Annotated in this window: 22 protein-coding genes; 10 read left to right on the plus strand and 12 right to left on the minus strand. The window is 38.9% G+C overall.

The features are described from left to right. On the minus strand, positions 1-521 hold a 521-nt coding region (locus CDOM15925_RS06905; RefSeq protein ID WP_169942456.1), incomplete at its 3' end, for a retention module-containing protein. A 316-nt stretch (positions 522-837) separates the two neighbouring features. On the opposite strand from CDOM15925_RS06905, the gene CDOM15925_RS06910 reads away from it, so the two are divergent. Further along, entirely contained in the window at positions 838-999 is a 162-nt protein-coding gene (locus CDOM15925_RS06910) for a hypothetical protein (protein WP_169942458.1), read from the plus strand. Here CDOM15925_RS06910 and CDOM15925_RS06915 read toward each other — a convergent pair. Continuing rightward, positions 996-1,394, minus strand: coding sequence for an NfeD family protein (locus CDOM15925_RS06915; RefSeq protein ID WP_169942460.1), 399 nt, complete (start codon positions 1,392-1,394; stop codon positions 996-998). The genes CDOM15925_RS06910 and CDOM15925_RS06915 overlap by 4 nt on opposite strands. A gap of 9 nt (positions 1,395-1,403) precedes the next feature. Then, a complete protein-coding gene (locus CDOM15925_RS06920) occupies positions 1,404-2,315 on the minus strand; it encodes an SPFH domain-containing protein (RefSeq protein WP_502707281.1) in 912 nt (303 codons plus the stop codon). 121 nt (positions 2,316-2,436) lie between these two features. On the opposite strand from CDOM15925_RS06920, the gene CDOM15925_RS06925 reads away from it, so the two are divergent. The 3 genes from CDOM15925_RS06925 to CDOM15925_RS06935 all read left to right on the plus strand — a co-directional run bounded on the left by CDOM15925_RS06925 (position 2,437) and on the right by CDOM15925_RS06935 (position 5,181). Further along, positions 2,437-2,859, plus strand: a complete 423-nt coding sequence (locus CDOM15925_RS06925) for a copper resistance protein NlpE N-terminal domain-containing protein (protein WP_169942462.1) — start codon at positions 2,437-2,439, stop codon at positions 2,857-2,859. Between the two features lie 127 nt (positions 2,860-2,986). Continuing rightward, complete coding sequence (locus tag CDOM15925_RS10170; RefSeq protein ID WP_283956680.1) at positions 2,987-3,976, plus strand: TonB N-terminal domain-containing protein; 990 nt, start codon at positions 2,987-2,989, stop codon at positions 3,974-3,976. A 2-nt stretch (positions 3,977-3,978) separates the two neighbouring features. After that, the gene (locus tag CDOM15925_RS06935; RefSeq protein WP_169942464.1) at positions 3,979-5,181 is read left to right on the plus strand and encodes an MFS transporter; all 1,203 of its coding nucleotides are present in this window, start codon (positions 3,979-3,981) and stop codon (positions 5,179-5,181) included. On the opposite strand, the gene CDOM15925_RS06940 is transcribed toward CDOM15925_RS06935, so the two are convergent. The 9 genes from CDOM15925_RS06940 to CDOM15925_RS06980 form a co-directional block, all read right to left on the minus strand. Beyond that, complete coding sequence (locus tag CDOM15925_RS06940; RefSeq protein ID WP_169942604.1) at positions 5,178-5,942, minus strand: CheR family methyltransferase; 765 nt, start codon at positions 5,940-5,942, stop codon at positions 5,178-5,180. The genes CDOM15925_RS06935 and CDOM15925_RS06940 overlap by 4 nt on opposite strands. Positions 5,943-6,009: 67 nt before the next feature. Beyond that, positions 6,010-6,576 carry a CheB methylesterase domain-containing protein gene (locus CDOM15925_RS06945; protein ID WP_169942466.1) on the minus strand — a complete coding sequence of 189 codons (567 nt, stop codon included), beginning with the start codon at positions 6,574-6,576 and terminating at the stop codon, positions 6,010-6,012. Positions 6,577-6,641: 65 nt separating this feature from the next. Next, positions 6,642-6,908 (minus strand): FlhB-like flagellar biosynthesis protein, encoded by a 267-nt coding sequence (locus tag CDOM15925_RS06950; protein ID WP_169942468.1) that lies wholly within the window; start codon positions 6,906-6,908, stop codon positions 6,642-6,644. An 8-nt stretch (positions 6,909-6,916) separates the two neighbouring features. Then, positions 6,917-8,578, minus strand: coding sequence for a flagellar hook-length control protein FliK (locus tag CDOM15925_RS06955; RefSeq protein WP_169942470.1), 1,662 nt, complete (start codon positions 8,576-8,578; stop codon positions 6,917-6,919). A gap of 30 nt (positions 8,579-8,608) precedes the next feature. Beyond that, positions 8,609-9,799: an MFS transporter gene (locus CDOM15925_RS06960; RefSeq protein ID WP_502707283.1), complete on the minus strand. Its 1,191-nt coding sequence runs from the start codon at positions 9,797-9,799 to the stop codon at positions 8,609-8,611. Beyond that, positions 9,795-10,403 carry a potassium transporter TrkA gene (locus CDOM15925_RS06965; RefSeq protein ID WP_349644340.1) on the minus strand — a complete coding sequence of 203 codons (609 nt, stop codon included), beginning with the start codon at positions 10,401-10,403 and terminating at the stop codon, positions 9,795-9,797. Before CDOM15925_RS06965 ends, CDOM15925_RS06960 begins: the two co-directional genes overlap by 5 nt. Continuing rightward, positions 10,403-10,687, minus strand: coding sequence for an AtpZ/AtpI family protein (locus CDOM15925_RS06970; RefSeq protein ID WP_169942472.1), 285 nt, complete (start codon positions 10,685-10,687; stop codon positions 10,403-10,405). The genes CDOM15925_RS06965 and CDOM15925_RS06970 overlap by 1 nt, the downstream gene beginning before the upstream one ends. Beyond that, positions 10,680-11,963, minus strand: a complete 1,284-nt coding sequence (gene hemL / locus CDOM15925_RS06975) for a glutamate-1-semialdehyde 2,1-aminomutase (RefSeq protein WP_169942474.1) — start codon at positions 11,961-11,963, stop codon at positions 10,680-10,682. The genes CDOM15925_RS06970 and hemL overlap by 8 nt, the downstream gene beginning before the upstream one ends. Continuing rightward, entirely contained in the window at positions 11,953-12,324 is a 372-nt protein-coding gene (locus CDOM15925_RS06980) for a c-type cytochrome (protein ID WP_169942476.1), read from the minus strand. The genes hemL and CDOM15925_RS06980 overlap by 11 nt, the downstream gene beginning before the upstream one ends. 84 nt (positions 12,325-12,408) lie before the next feature. Between CDOM15925_RS06980 and folD the strand changes: the two genes are divergently transcribed. The 6 genes from folD (at position 12,409) to CDOM15925_RS07010 (ending at position 16,253) form a co-directional block, all read left to right on the plus strand. After that, a complete protein-coding gene (folD, locus tag CDOM15925_RS06985) occupies positions 12,409-13,260 on the plus strand; it encodes a bifunctional methylenetetrahydrofolate dehydrogenase/methenyltetrahydrofolate cyclohydrolase FolD (protein ID WP_169942478.1) in 852 nt (283 codons plus the stop codon). Between the two features lie 3 nt (positions 13,261-13,263). Continuing rightward, entirely contained in the window at positions 13,264-14,130 is an 867-nt protein-coding gene (gene lepB / locus CDOM15925_RS06990; RefSeq protein WP_169942480.1) for a signal peptidase I, read from the plus strand. Between the two features lie 35 nt (positions 14,131-14,165). Beyond that, complete coding sequence (locus CDOM15925_RS06995) at positions 14,166-14,810, plus strand: site-2 protease family protein (protein WP_169942482.1); 645 nt, start codon at positions 14,166-14,168, stop codon at positions 14,808-14,810. A gap of 99 nt (positions 14,811-14,909) precedes the next feature. Next, positions 14,910-15,368: a ribose 5-phosphate isomerase B gene (rpiB, locus tag CDOM15925_RS07000; RefSeq protein WP_169942484.1), complete on the plus strand. Its 459-nt coding sequence runs from the start codon at positions 14,910-14,912 to the stop codon at positions 15,366-15,368. Further along, positions 15,358-15,690: a hypothetical protein gene (locus tag CDOM15925_RS07005; RefSeq protein WP_169942486.1), complete on the plus strand. Its 333-nt coding sequence runs from the start codon at positions 15,358-15,360 to the stop codon at positions 15,688-15,690. Before rpiB ends, CDOM15925_RS07005 begins: the two co-directional genes overlap by 11 nt. Positions 15,691-15,704: 14 nt before the next feature. After that, positions 15,705-16,253: an adenine phosphoribosyltransferase gene (locus tag CDOM15925_RS07010; RefSeq protein WP_169942487.1), complete on the plus strand. Its 549-nt coding sequence runs from the start codon at positions 15,705-15,707 to the stop codon at positions 16,251-16,253.

Genomic DNA, 16,253 nt, shown 5'->3' on the forward strand with positions numbered 1-16,253 from the left:
GCAGGTGGTGGAGTCGGAGTCGGTGGAACAGTAGCGTCTGATGAAGGTGTATTAGCGCCTAAAGATGTTGTAAATTCTCTATTGTTTGATACTACTGAACCCAAATCACCATAATCAGCAAGAACATTAGATATATTACCGCTTCTTGTAAAAGATGTCTGGCTGAAAGTTCCTTCAGAATTTATAGCGCCACTACCGCCTCCGGCTGCAGTCGCTTCCAAACCTTCTAAATTTTGACCTCTTAAAATACCCTGCTGCAAAGAATTTATATCCGCAATTACATTATCTTGCGATCCTGAATCTATAAAACCTTGATTTAACGCTAGTTCATCATTACCCAAAACCGTTACTTCTTTACCATTGTTAAGAGCTATAACAATACTACTTAATTCTCCTTGGGTCTTTATGGTTTCTCCTAAATAAACTTCATCTCCAAGCTTAAGAGTTCTCTCATTTCCGTTAGCGTCTACCGCTAAAACTGTTCCTGAAATTTGCTTTACTACGCCAGTAATAGTTGCCATAGCACATTCCTTTTTTTAAAATTTTTCATATTATACATTAGACTGCGTAAAATTTTCTATTGTACTTGGGTACAATAGAAAATCTCCCTATCAATTCATTTTTCATCTTGTTTTATTTGACAAAAATACTAATATCTAAAACAAATAATATTAATTTACATATTTAAAATAATCTTTAATATGATAAAATAACTGCCCAATACCAAAATTTCAAAGGAGTTAATCATGAAAAAACTAGCTATCATAGCTACAATGGCACTGCTTTTGGCAGGATGTGCACAAGACAAGCCAAAACCTACGGCAAACCAGATGCAAGATGGATGTCCACATCATCAAATGCATCATAAAGACGGCAAATCCTGTGGTCACTCTTGCGAGCAAGGCTGTGCTCATCATGGCGGCAATGGACATCATCACGGTCATCACCACCATTAATATAAAATTTGAGTGCGCTAAAAGCACTCAAATTTCGCTTTAGTCGTTTTTTAGTATGACTTTATTTCCTTTTGTGCCGACTACTTGGACTTTCTGTCCATCTTTTAAATCACCGTCATAGCTCCAAAGAGTACCTTTAAAATAGACCATTCCTTCTTTTATCTCACCCTCTCCGCTCTCGTTTAAAAAGTCATCTTTTACCTCATCTTTTGAACTATAAAATCTCTCTTTCATAGGCTTTTTAAGCAGGACTAAGAGCGCAACGGAGACAAGCGAAGCTAGTAAAATTTGAACATGCCATGAAAAATCTATAAAAAATCCTAAAATTCCGACAGCTAAAAATCCAAGCCCAAAAAATAGAAGAAAAAACGATCCCACAAGCAACTCTGCAACCACCAAAAGCATACCAAAAGCCAAAACAAGATACGGAGGTATCATTTCTGCTCCTTATTTTGCTTTATTTGATATAAAATCCTTTAGAACGCTTAGCGAACCTATAAGCTCGGTAGCCTCATAAGGGACTAAAATTTTATCATTGGTGCTGTTTTTAGCCAGCTCGTTAAATGCCGCGACTCTATCTCTGGCAAGCAAAAATTCGGCCGCATTTTTATTCTGAGCCATACTCTCGTTTATCATATCCATCGCGTCTTTTTGACCTTGAGCTATGGCGATTTGCTCGTATTTTTTAGCATCCGCCATTCTTTCGATAGCTTCAGCTTGAAGCACTTTTTCTTGTTTTAAAGCCTCTGCGTTGCGTATTAAAGCCTCTTTTTCAGCTTGAGCCTTAAGCTCGATGGCTCGCTTTTCACGCTCGGCTTTCATCTGCATATTCATAGCCGCTTCAATGCCCGCAGGAACCGAAATTTCAGAAATTTCAACGCGCATAATCTTTACGCCCCAGTTACTGGCAGCATCGCCAAGAGCTACTTGAAGAGCCGAATTTAATCTGTCGCGAGAGCTTAACGTATCATCAAGATTCATAGCGCCTATCTCGCCGCGCAGGGTCGTCATAGCCAAATTTGCGATAGCTTTTTTATAGCTATCTACGTTATAAAGCGCCATTTTTCCGTCGGTTACTTTTAAAAATACGATTCCGTCAACAGAGATATTGACGTTGTCTTTAGTGATAACTTGCTGCTTAAGTATATCCACAAGCTGTTCTCTTACCGTTATAACCGCGCGAATTTGATCTATAAAAGGTATTATAAGGTGAAATCCGCCATCTAAAATTTTATGAAATTTACCAAGCCTCTCGATAATCATAATATCAGATTGAGAGACGATTTTGATACCTGCTTTTAAAAACAAAAACGCTAAAACAGCTACCACGAGCCCAAACACCATAAATTCGCTATACATCTTAGCTCCTTTTTGAAATTTATCAAATTATAACACATATACATTTAAAGGGCGGCAATGCAAACTTATAAACAAATTTGTTATATAATTGCTAACTTTAATCAAGCTATAAAGGCAAAAAATGAAAAATTTTATATTTTTGGGTGCGGCCTTGATTTTATTTAGCGGTTGCGCCTCGCAAAATTTAAGCAAACAAGATTGTGATACCAAAGAAACTCTGCCGGCCTGTAGCGTTAGCGCCGACGTAGCGGGAGTGTATGAGGCTAGTATCTTATGCGCCGACTGCAAAGTGGCCGTTAGCACGCTAGAGCTTTTTAAAAACGGAAATTTTATGCTTGAAACTGTCATCCATAAAAAAAGCTCTCAAAGAACCATTGAAAACGGAACATACACTATAAAAGGCACCGAAGTAACTCTCGTAAATCAATACAAAGAAAAGACGGTTTATAAATTTGACGGAAGAAATTTAACCAAGCTTGAAAACAAAGATAGCTTCATAAAAGAGGTTTTCGGACAAAATTTGATCTATAAACCTCTAAAGTAGGTTTTAAAACAAGATTTATTTACGATTTTAAAGCTTATAAATGCCTCTTTAAAGACTTGGTTTAATATCTTTTAATAATAAAAAGTTGTATAATCGTTTAAAATAATAACTTTAAGGAGGCTTTTTGATGAGAATTTACATAAATGCTTTACTGTCGATTTTAGTAGCTGTCATCTTCATAGGGTGTACTCCCAAAAGCACTCCTGAGCCAATCGTAACGCCTGACATAAATACAACCCAAGAGGTAATCAAACCAAAGCCTAAGCCAAAACCAAAGCCTAAGCCAAAACCAAAGCCCGAAATAAAACAAGAAGAGGTCAAAAAAGAGCTTAGCCAAGAAGATTACTATAATAAAATTTTCATCAAAAGAGACATATCGGCAAACTCTCAAAGTATAGTTTTTACACATTATAAAGACGAAACAAGAGTCGTTGTGTATTCAGATAGCCTAACCGATGAAGGCAGGCAAAAATGCAAATTTGACGAAGCGGTAAATTTCAAAGACGGAAAATTTTATTATGAAAAAGATGGAGTCAAAGCTACATTTTCTCTTCTGATAGAAGATGGGATTTTAAGCGTTACGACCAGCGGTAAAAAAGTAAATTTATGCAAAAACGGCACCTTTCACGGGATATATAAAGAAAACAAAAAATCCAAAAACATAATCGCCAAATACTCATTTACAAAATTTAGCAAAGACGCCAAACTTGAAGATATCTTAAAAGAGTATCCAAAAGATCGCATCAAAAAAGGTGTGGGGTATCCCGATAAAAAAGGCAACGAAACATTTGAATACTATGTGCTTGATTCTAAATTCGAGCCTCTGTTTTACATCATAACCGCAGCAGACGACAAGATACTTGAAATTCACGTCATATCGCCGATTTACAAGACTCCGCAAGGACTATCCACGGCCTCTACACTAAAAGATATCTTTAAGCAGCTTGAAGTAACAAAAATATCCTCAAAAGAGGATAAGATATTTATGGAGGTCAAAATACTTGGCGTGAAATTTGAATTTGACGGCTCAAATTTGATAGGCAAAAAACAACACAGTATAGATACTTTAAGCATTGACAGTCCCGTTTCTAAGATCATAGTGCTGTGGGATAAATAAGTTTGAATAAATTTATATCGCTTTTAAAGAGAGAGCGAATTTTTGCAAGACTCTCTCTTATTCAACTCATTTGTTATTTTGGAGTTTGGTTTTCTCATACGGGAGTTTTTACGCTTCTTATAAAGCTTGACGCGCCTGTTTGGGCGATCACTCTAGCCGCAGCTACGGCGTTTTTACCCGGGGTCGTGCTAGCTCCTTTTAGCGGCGTTATCGTAGATAAATTTAACCCAAAGCCTATGCTTGTATCTCTTATCGTGATTGAAGCGGTAACTGTTTTTATCCTGATTTTTATCAACTCTCTTGATATGCTTTGGTTACTTTTTATTATTATTTTTGTCCGATCGGCGGCAGGCGGGACATATTTTCAGGTCGAGATGAGTATGTTTCCTAAAATTTTAACCAAAGAGGATTTAAAGCTAGCTAACGAAATTCACGCTCTGATATTTTCTATCTCCTACACCTCGGGCATGGGACTTGCGGGAATTTATATACACTTTTTCGGGATCAAAAGCGCATTTTTGCTTGATTGCGCTCTATACGTATTTTCTCTATTTTTGCTTTTAAAGCTAGATATAAAAAATATGGCGAAAAACAAAGGCGAGAAGGCTTTGCATATGCTTAAAGAGGGGCTTGGCTACATAAAGCAAAATCCTCTTGTGATGCATCTAATTATCTTACACGGCATCGTAGGAGTTACTTCATACGATGCTCTTGTGGCGCTTTTAGCCGATTATCAATACAAAGAGCTACTTTCAGCTTCGCTTGTCATAGGATTTATAAACGCGGCTAGATCTATTGCGCTTTTAATAGGTCCGATACTTCTTAGCAAATTTGTAAATACAAAGACCTTATTTTATATCTACATCGGTCACGGCATAGGCGTTTGCATATGGGGAATTTTGCAGTTTAACTTCTATCTTGGCTTTTTAGGGACGATGGCGGCAGGGTTTTTTACCTCAAGCCTTTGGAGCTATACCTTTACCCTACTTCAGCAAAAATGCGACGATAGATACTACGGACGAATTATCGCCTATAACGATATGGTTTATCTTGGCATAGGAGCGCTAACTTCAGCCGGCATAGGATTGCTATTTAAGCTAGGTCTTACGCTATGGGGCATCACTATCATCATGGGATGTATGTTTTTCCTAGGCGCTATCTACTGGAGCGCGGTTTATAAGCGATATAAAGAGATATTGGATTAAGCCTTGACGTAATACGAAGCTCCGCTGATTATGATTTTTTTATAAAGCGAAGTATAAGGCACTAAATCCGCATGCCCGGTATAAAGCCTACCGTCATCATTTAAGATCTTATGAAATCTCTCGATAGTTTTTAGCTTATAATCCTCATCAAAATATATCATCATATTTCTTGAAAATATCACGTCAAATTTACCGAGCTTAAAGAGCGAATCGTCAAAGATATTTACCACGCTAAATTCGCTTCTTGGCAAAAGCTCTTTTTTAATCTTAAATCTATCATCAACCTTATCAAAATATATATTTTTTTGATTATCGTTTAGTCTATGAAGCGAGCGTTCAGAGTAAGTAGCCTCACGGCATTTGTCAATCGCTTCGGAGTTTATATCTATGCCGACTATCGAAATTTCAGACAAATTTAGCAAATTCGAATTAGCCAAAATTCCAAGCGAATAGACCTCCTCGCCCGTCGAACAGGGTGCGCAAAGTATGCGCGTAAATCCACGCTCTTTGGCATAATAAATCGCGGCTTGAAGCTGAGCTAACTCTCGATAAAAATAAGTTTCGTTGATAGTGATTAGATTTAGCACTTCTTGCCTTAAAACACGATCGACTATAATCCTCGTGCTTAAAAGCTCAAAAGTCTCGATCGAGTGAGCTTGAGCGAAATTTGCCACGCGTTGTTTTATAGTCTCTTTTTTACTCTCCAGATCAACACCGCAGATGCTTTTAATGTTTTGGATAAACTTATCAAGTCCTTTCATATCGCTAGGCAGAGGGGTTGCTTTAGACTCTTGCAAATTATCCGAAGGCGAAACTTTCTTAAATTTATCAAAAAACACTCACAAACCTCTCTAGCTCCGCTCTTATCTCGCTGATAGAAAGCGATCTTAAATTTGAATTTATCTCTTTAGCCCGTTTTGGCATACCATACACTATCGCGCTTGCTTCGCTTTCGGCTATGCAAGTTGCGCCGGCTTTATATAGCTCATTTAGTCCTTTTGCACCGTCATCTCCGATACCCGTTAAGAGTATAGCCATCACATCGCAAAATTTACAAGCCTGCACGGCGGATTCAAAGAGCAAATTTACATTCGGATTATAAGTAGTCTCCTTGCCTTTTGCACAAACGGCTGCACTAAGCGGCTGGGTAGGCAAAATTTCAGAGTTCTTTTCGCATATATAAATTTTATTTTTTAGCTGCGTTTTGCCTTCAAGCTTTAGCACATCGGCACTGCACTCTTTATCAAACTGAGTTATAAAACTCGGTATAAACATAAGGCTCATGTGCTGTGCTATAACTACACTCGCGCTGCCGATATCTAAATTTTGAAAAAGCTTTTTAAGGTGTCCGGGACCCCCCGTAGACGCCCCTATCAATACTAACTTCTGTTTCACTTTCCGCCAACTTATTTTTAATTTTGCGCATTATATCTTAAAAACGCAATATATTTAAATTTAATTTATTTTTTATTTGTCATTTTATATAAAAAGCTAAAAATTTCAGCCACCGCCTTATACAAATTCGGTGGAATCTCCTCATTTATATCAACTTTGCTTAAAAGCTCGACAAGATCAGCGTCCTCTTTAATAGGTATATCATGCTCTTTGGCTAAATTTATGATGTTTTTAGCCACTTCCCCGGAGCCGCTTGCAAGCACTTTTGGAGCGTTATCTTTGGCTTTATTATAACCAAGAGCGACAGCTTTTTTTGTTTTTATCTTAGCCAAACAAGCTCCTAAATTTTCTTATCAAAGCCCATATCAAGCCCGTCAAATCCAGTATAAGCGAAATTTGCCAAAAGCTTTGGCAACGTTTTTAGACTAAAATTTGATACTATCAAACCCTGATCGCTTATAGCCTTTTTAAGCTCTTTCGTGCCGCTTAAAATCAGCTCTTTAAACTCATCTTTTTGCGTAGCTATTGATATATCAAGATATTTGTTTTCGCTTAATCCTACCATTATATTTATGGCGCCGAATTTTTGAAAATTTAGATCGATTTGTGCGTAATGCTTTTGCTTTTTACCGCGCTTAAAGGATATGTTTCCTCCATCAACTCCGTCCCAGACATAAGGAAGATAAGTTTGAAGTCCGCCGGCTACGCTTGAGACGAGTTGATTTATCTCGATTTGTGCAAGCAGTTTTGAGCTTAGTTGATTGATTTGAGAGTTTGGTTCGCTTTTGTTTTGGATATTTAAAAGTGTGCTTTTTACATCGTTTTGAAGCGTTTTTATAGCGTCTTCCGTAATCTTTGGCTTTATTAACTCGATATCTTTTTGGGCTAAATTTTGTTGCTTAAAGAGGTTTGAAATTTCATCAAGTCCGCTCTTGGCGTCAAATCCCGCCTTATCAGCCAGCATTAGAGCTTGATTTAGCCTTTTAGCAACGGTTTTTAGCATATCTTGAAGGCTTAAATTTTCGCTTGCGTTTGAACGATTTAAAATTTGCTCTCCGAAGGAATTTATCAAATTTGACTGCTTTAGAGTGCTTTCAACGGACTTTTCAAGCTCGTTTACGGCGCTTAAAAACTCTTTTAAATTTGAGCTATAAATTTTGCTTTGAGCTAACTTTTCACCCGCTATATTTGGGAGTTTTTCTTTTAAATTTATTAAAATTTCAGAGATTTTTAAAAGCTTGGTTTTTACACTCTCTTCGCTTAAAGCAAGTCCTTTTTGATTCATTAAATTCGCCTGCTTATCTAAAAATTTAGCCATATTTTCAAGCTTAGAGCTTTGTGTTAGCAGATGTTTTATATTTGAAGAATTAAGAATTTCTTTGTTTTGCGCTTTAGCACTGTTTAAAATTTCAGAAAGTTTATTAAAACTTGCATTTGTGCTTAAAGTATCGTCCTTTGCAAGAGTTAAAATTTCATTTAAAAGCTTTGGATTAGAAAGATTTTTTATATCTCCTAATAGCTTATTTATAGAGCTTGGAAGCGTATTTTTATTTACAAGGAGATCTTTTAAATTTGCTTCAAGCATGACGCCTGAGCTTTTTATCTGCTCGTTAAGCAAAGAGCCTTTAAGCTCACCAATAGGCTTTAAAAACGCTTTTAGCTTCTGCGCAAGCTCTTTTAGCTCCGGATTTTGCTCGGCTAGAGCTATAAGATTTTTAAGATCTTTAGCCAAATTCGGTGACACTTGCAGGCTCTTAGCCTGATTTGTGATCTCTGCGAGTTTTGCTTCGCTAGGATTTGATTTTAGCTCGTTTAACAAGCGATTTACAAGTCTATCAAGATCTTGCAAGCCTTTTTCAGCAATTACTTCGCTTTGAGTTTGATTTGAAGGGCTTGGCTGATTTTTAAAAAGCGAGCCGACACCCTTTGTGTCACTATTTTCATTAAGGGGTCTGTTTTCTACCCCTGAGCCTTTTGTGATTAAATTTTTAGTTATTTCCATACCGATAAATCGCCGAAATTCGATTTTATTTTAGCTGTTTGCCATAGTGCCGGGACTATGCTCAAAGCTTTTGCGATATTTTTCAGGAACCGTTTTTTGAGTAAGAGCAAATAGTATCAAAAGTGTTAAAAGCACGACATAAACCCACATAAACCCGCTAGCTCCGTAAAAACTCATAACCACACCCATAATAACAGGCGAAAACAGCGAGCCGATAGAGTAGCTAAAAAGTATCGCGCGCCCTACTTCGATCGATTTTGATTTATGCACGAGCATATCGTTTGCTCTGGCAAGCGCAAGAGCGTATAGGCAAAACACGCCCGAGCCCAAGAAAAACGACAATACGTATTGTAAATTTATACTCAAATCAAATTTCACAAAAATAATCGCAGCCACAAGAGAGACAAGAGAGCATCCGATAATAACGGGTCTTCTACCGAATTTATCTGAAATTCCCCCTATGATACCGTGCGCGATAAATCCTCCCGCCATCGCAATCGTCATAAAAAACGACACCTCTTTAGGACTAAATCCTTGAAGCAAGATATAAACGCTAGCCATAGAAAAAAACCCATTTACAAGCACTCCCGCTACTATGCTCGTGATCAAGGCAAGCGGCACGAGAGCGAAAATTTTAGGTATGCTTATGTTTTTACGCTCAGGTATCGGAGGCTCTTTTATGCGAACTAAATTCAGAGGTATGCTTGATATCAGGATAAAAGCCGCACTTATTAAAAAAATCTCCGAAGAGCTGAGATCAAGACTAAGCACCAAAATACCAAGTCCGAAGCAGACGTAAAACACGATCTCGTAAAAGGCTATCACGCGCGAGCGAACTTCGTTTCTCGCTCTTTCGTTAAGCCAGCTTTCAACTATCATCAAGATAGAGTAATAACAAAATCCAAGACAGCCGCGCAGTAGCGACCAAAAGTATAAATTTGAGCTTAGCTCATGAAACATCGCGGCAATGCCAAAAAGCGATGAAAATATCGCAAAACTTCTGATATGGCCTACTTTTGAAACGATCTTGTGCGACATTATGGTGCTAAGCATGGCTCCTATGAAAAACGCGGCTATTACAAGACCTGTCGCAAGCTCGCCTGCACCCATTCTTTTAAGCTCTATACCCGCCGAACTTATCACAAGACCGTTTCCGATAAACAAAAACGAAATGCCGACAAACAGCGGTCCCATCGTCTTTATCGTCCTTTTACTGCTAATCGCCACGAACAATCACTCCATACACCAAAGCTCCCACGGGCATAACCGCAAGAGCAAGCAAAAATGCCGTCATATCAAAAACTTCGTTTCTGTTTAACGCCAAAAATCCGACCACCAAAAACGCATAAGCCATGAGTCTAAACGGCACAAATGCGGTTTGCAAATTCTCAAATTTTATATTTTTTTTAGCAAGTCGCTTTTCTCTTTTTAAAAGCTCTTTTGCGCTTAAATTTTCTAAATTTTCCTCTTTTTTATCTGCTTTAGAAGGATTGTGAGAACCCAAATTTGAACCTTCATCAACCTCGTTGCTTTGATTTGCCATAAATTCTTTCACCTTAGCTTCAAATTTAGCTTTTAAGTCATCTTGCGAACTCTCGCCCCAAATTTCATCTTCATCATCGTCTTGCAAAGTAAGCGTAGCCTCTTCCACTTTTGAAAGGACGCGATTTTTATAGCTTCTAAAACTTGCCAGCAGTATTAAAATCGAGCCAAAAAATGCAACTTGCGAACTAAAAAACCAGCTTTTACCCATAAAAAACGAGCTTATCAAAAGCAAAATTTCAAATCCGCCATAAACGACAAAAAGCCTTTTATCAATGAGCACTACTCATCTTCCTCATCGTCTTTATCGCTCTTTGCGGGCTTAAATTTACTCTCATCTTTTAGCTCTTCAAAGCTCTTCATCTGCTTATCATAGGCTTTTTTTACATTTAAAACGGCAGCTGCGATACCAAGGGCAAATCCCGCAAAAAGCGCCCAAGTCCAGCCTGTTTCTTTCATTACCCAAAATCCAAGTCCTGCGCCTATTGCAAGCGCTACGACTATGGAAATTCCAAGGCTTAACTGCTCGGCTCCCTTTACGACCTCGCCTATTTTCAGTTTAGCCATTTTTTATCTCTTTAAATGCCTCATTAGCCATATCTACGGCAAATTTGATCTCATCTTCGCTCATCACCGAGCAAATAAATCCCGTCTCAAACTGACTAGGAGCAAGATAAACGCCGCGATTTAGCATAGCTCTGTGAAATTTGGCATAAATTTTAGTATCACTCTTTAGCGCATCATCATAGTTTTTAACCTCGTCTTTTGTAAAGAAAAAGCCAAACATAGAGCCGCGAGTGCAAATTTGCAGATCTATGCCGTTTTTATCGGCAGCCTCTTTAAAGCCCTCAACAAGCATCTTAGCAAGCAATCCAAGTCTATCATAGAGCTTTTCGTCTTTGTAAATTTTGCTAATTGAAGCTATTCCTGCAGCCATAGCAACAGGATTTCCGCTTAGCGTGCCCGCTTGATAAACGGCGCCCTCAGGGCTTAAGCAGTCCATTATCTCGGCCTTCCCGCCAAATGCAGCCGCACTCATTCCCCCGCCTATAACTTTACCGAAAGTTACCATATCGGCTTTTATTTTATTAAACTCAAACGATCCGTGCTTGCTTGCTCTAAAGCCGCTCATCACCTCATCAAAGATAAGCACCGCCTTATACTCATCACAAAGCGCCCTAAGCCCTTTTAAAAACTCATTGCAAGCAGGCACAAGACCCATATTTCCGGCTATCGGCTCGATTATCACCGCTCCTATTTGCACACCGCTTTTAAATATCGCTTCAACGCTTGCGAGGTCGTTATATTTAGCCAAATAAGTATTTTTCACCACATCCTCAGGAACTCCCGAGCTTGAAGCGTTTCCATAAGTGGTAGCGCCGCTTCCCGCCTTAACCAAAAGCGCATCGCTATGACCGTGATAGCAACCTTCAAATTTGATGAGACCATCTTTTTTACTGTATCCTCTTGCAACTCTTATTGCGCTCATCGTAGCTTCCGTGCCTGAGCTTACGAAACGAATTTTTTCTACATTTTCAAACTCATCGCAAATAAGCTTAGCAAGTTTCGTCTCAAGCTCACAAGGCGCGCCAAAGCTAAGTCCTCTTTTAGCCGTTTCTATAACCGCATTTTCTATATCCTTATCACAGTGTCCAAATATAAGCGGTCCCCAGCTTTGAATAAAGTCAAGATAGCGATTTCCCTCTACATCCACAAGATAAGCGCCCTTGCCGTAACTTACCATAAATGGCTCGCCGCCAACGCTACCGAATGCTCGAACAGGCGAATTTACGCCACCTGGAATATAGCTCTTTGCCTCTTTGAAAGCCTCTTTATTTGTCATCTTTTTTGTCCTTATCATCATTGAAATTTTTTACATATTCGTATAACAAAAGCGTCTCTTCATCTGTTAAAAAATAGCTTGGCATAACGTCTTTTGGGCGCTTTAAAGCTTCGCTAAATTTCCAAAAATCAAGATTGTTGATACGAGGAGCTTTTAGTTCTGCATCAACCATTTCATTTTTCTTTTTGTCAAAGTGCTTAAATTTAGCTATGAGCGCACCTTCGCCTTTTTTGCCGTGGCACTTATCGCATCCTATGCCGCGCGGGTTTGAGTAAAGCATCTTGGCGTATTCGTTTTTGGTTATAAAATCGCTTGCAAAAACGCAGTTAAAAAGCAAGATCGGCAGAATAAATTTTCTCATACGCCCTTTTCGTTTTTTGTAAAATTTAATATAAAATTAGCTATGATACAATCTTTGTGATTAAAACAGCATAAAGGATTGGTTATGATTTTGCTAGACGGAAAAGCCGTAAGCGCAAAGATGAAAGAAAGAGTTAAAAACGAAGCCGTGAAGCTTAAAAATTTAGGCGTTGAGCCTGCTCTTGCGGTGATACTAGTCGGAGAGGACAAGGCAAGCCAAACATACGTCGCCTCAAAAGAAAAAGCCTGCCATGCTTGCGAGATCAAATCCATCATGCACAGGCTACCCGAACAAACAACCCAAAGCGAGCTTTTGGCACTAATAGATCTTTTAAATTTAGACGATAGCATAGACGGGATTTTAGTCCAGCTTCCGCTTCCAAAACACATCAACACGGATAAAATTTTAGAAAGCATAAGTCCAAACAAAGACGTAGACGGCTTTCACGCGATAAACGTCGGTAAGCTTTCAAGCGGACTTGACGGATTTGTGCCTTGTACGCCGCTTGGCATAATGGAAATTTTAAAAGAGTACGACATAGAAGTAAGCGGCAAAAACGCCTGCGTAATCGGAAGAAGCAATATCGTAGGCAAACCTATGGCAAATTTGCTTCTAAACGCAAGCGCAACGGTTACCGTAACTCATAGTAAAACCAAAAATTTAAAAGAAATTTGCAAAAGCGCAGACATCCTCGTAGCTGCGATAGGAAAGCCGTTTTTTGTAACCGAAGATATGGTAAAAGATGGTGCTATCGTGATAGATGTGGGCATAAACCGACTTGATGACGGAAGACTTGTAGGTGATGTGGATTTTGATAAAGTAGCTTCAAAATGCTCTTACATCACGCCGGTTCCTGGCGGAGTGGGTCCGATGACGATTGCCATGCTGCTTTCAAACACCATAAAATCAGCCAAAAACAGAGTAAAAAAGGCATAAATTTTGAAAAAAGCATTTAATAAATTTTTAGATTTCTCAAACAGCTGGACAGGCACCGTAGTAATCGTCCTGCTTATAATATTTTTCGTTGCGCAAGCCTTTGTTATCCCTTCAGGCTCTATGAAACACACGCTTTTGATAGGCGATCATCTATTTGTCAAGAAATTTAGCTACGGAGTGCCGACACCTCGCATTCCTTGGCTTGAGGTTAAGGTGCTGCCTGATTTTAGAGGCAACGGACACCTTATAAACGGAGAAGGTCCAAAGCGCGGCGATATCGTAGTCTTTAGATATCCTCACAACGAAAAAATCCACTACGTAAAAAGAAATTTCGCACTCGGCGGCGATGAGGTTGTATTTAGCGAAAAGCAGATGTTTCTTCGTCCGCACGAAGGAGATGAGTTTATCAAGGCAAACTACCCAAGCGAAAAAATCGTAAATTTTGCAGGCAAAAATTTCGTAAAAGAGCCTTATGATTTTCCGGGAATTCAATACGACGAAAAGATAAATCTCTTCGAGCAAGCCTTATACTACTTAAACGCAGGAAAATTTGCCATGCAACCTGTGATAATAGACAATTTGCCAAAGATAAACGAGCTTCCATTTAATGCGTTTTATTTCAAAGTACCCGATGAGGAGTATTTCATGGTAGGCGATAACCGCGACCACTCAAACGACAGTCGCTTTTGGGGAAGTGTTGCGTATAAAGACATAGTCGGCAAGCCGTGGTTCATCTACTTCTCGCTTGATGATGATTATAAGATCAGATGGAACCGTATAGGAAGGCTGATAGACACTATACAAAACGAGCCTGAATTTGCTAAAACCGCAAGAGATGAGAAGCATGATGACGGCGACAGGATCGAGTAAAATTTCATTCTCGCAAAATTTAAAGGAATTTAATAGTGAGCGCGCTTGAAAATATCGACATAGTAGAGATAGCAACTCTAGTCGTAGCTCTAACCATCGCTATCGTGGGGCATGAGATAGCTCACGGATTTGTAGCGTATAAATTCGGCGATGAAACAGCCAAAAATCAAAACAGACTTAGTATAAATCCGATAAGACACGTAGATCCGCTTGGCACCATCATAGTGCCTGCACTTTTGTATCTAAGCACGGGATTTGTGATCGGCTGGGCAAAGCCGGTGCCCGTAAATACCTACACCGTCATAAGAAACGGCGGATACAAGGCTGCTATTTTGGTCTCTTTAGCAGGGATCATATATAACTTCATCCTTGCGATTTTAGCCTTTTTTGCTATCAAAAGCGGCTTTGTGCCGTCTATTTTGATACAGTTTTTCTTTATGCTGATGGCCGTAAATTTGATCTTAGGGATGTTTAATCTCTACCCTATCCCTCCGCTTGACGGCTCAAAAGCGCTTGAGTATCTATTTAGGATGTTAAATTTACAAAGCGTGGCAAATTTACTATCAAGCGCACAAAAATACGGCATGATCGTGCTTGTTATCATTGTGATCTCGCCTATCAGCCAACAAGTATTTTATCCTATAAGATATGTATTCGCCCTGTTTAGATATATGCTTTAGGGCTTAATTTTCTCCTAAATTTGCTCTAAATTCGGCAGCAAAATCTTTCTTTAATCCTATATTTGCTATAATCAGACATTTTTAAATCACGGAAAATTTATGAATATCGATAAAATTTTTATAGCAAGCGATCATGCAGGTTTTGAGCTTAAAGAGGAGATAAAAGCGTTTTTAAAAACGCTAAATTTTGACGCAATCGACCTTGGCACAAACGACGCCGTTACAAGTGTCGATTATCCGGACTTTGCAAATTTGATGGCAAAAAATATCCGCCAAGCAGAAGAATACGGCATACTTATATGCGGAACGGGCATAGGTATATCAATCGCGGCAAACAGGCATAAAAATCTCCGTTGCGCACTATGTCACGATACCTACACCGCCACTATGGCGCGCGAACACAATAACGCAAACGTGCTTTGCTTTGGTGCAAGAACGACAAATTCAGAGGACGCAAAGCAGATGGTTAAGACCTTTTTCTCGACCGAATTTGCAGGCGGAAGACACGCAAGAAGAGTTGATAAACTAAGCTGTTGCGAGGCAAAAAATGATCTCTGATTGGCTAGTCTTAACATTTTTAATCTGCATTTGCATCTACCTTGCCGTTATGGTATTTTACTTTAAAACACTACTTAAAAAAGAGCGCTCCACAAAAGACTTCATGAAAGGAAATTTGCAAGACACCGAAGTAGTTATAAGAAAGCTTCAGGTGCAGCTTCAAAGAAGCCTTGGAAATATCGACATCCTAACCGATGAGCTAAACAAAGTAAAAAACGACGCAAACGCTCTTCGCACAAGAAATTCTCAATACAGACTGGAAAACGAAAAACTCAGGCAACGCATCCGTGAGCTTGAGGGCAAAATCGAAGCATTATTATAAATTCAAGGAACGATATGAAAGAACTAACTCCACAGCAAAGAAAATTTTTATTAGACTCTATCCGTTGTGTTAATGACTTCCCAAAGCCGGGTATCGTATTTCGCGATATAACGACACTTTTAAACAACAAAGAGGCTTTTGATCTGCTTATGGATCACTTGGTTGAGAGATACAAAGAGCTTGATATAGATTTTATCGCAGGAATCGAATCTCGCGGATTTATCTTCGGCGCTGCGCTTGCAGCTAGGCTAAGAGTGCCTTTCGTGCCGATAAGAAAGCCTAAAAAACTTCCATACATAACTATTTCTCAAAAATACTCTCTTGAATACGGAGTCGATGAGATAGAAATTCACATAGACGCCTTTGGCAACAAAAAGGGTGCAAGAGTTCTTTTAATAGATGATCTTATAGCAACGGGAGGAACGGCAAAAGCCTCAGTTGAGCTTATCAATCAAACTGATGCCAAATGCGTTGAGGCTTGCTTTTTGATAGATTTAAAAGAGCTTAAAGGAAGTGAAATTTTAAAACCGCTTACTAAAATTTATAGCATTTTAGAGGTTTGA

The sequence above is a fragment of the Campylobacter sp. RM15925 genome (assembly GCF_012978775.1).
GTDB classification, from domain to species: Bacteria; Campylobacterota; Campylobacteria; order Campylobacterales; family Campylobacteraceae; genus Campylobacter_A; species Campylobacter_A canis.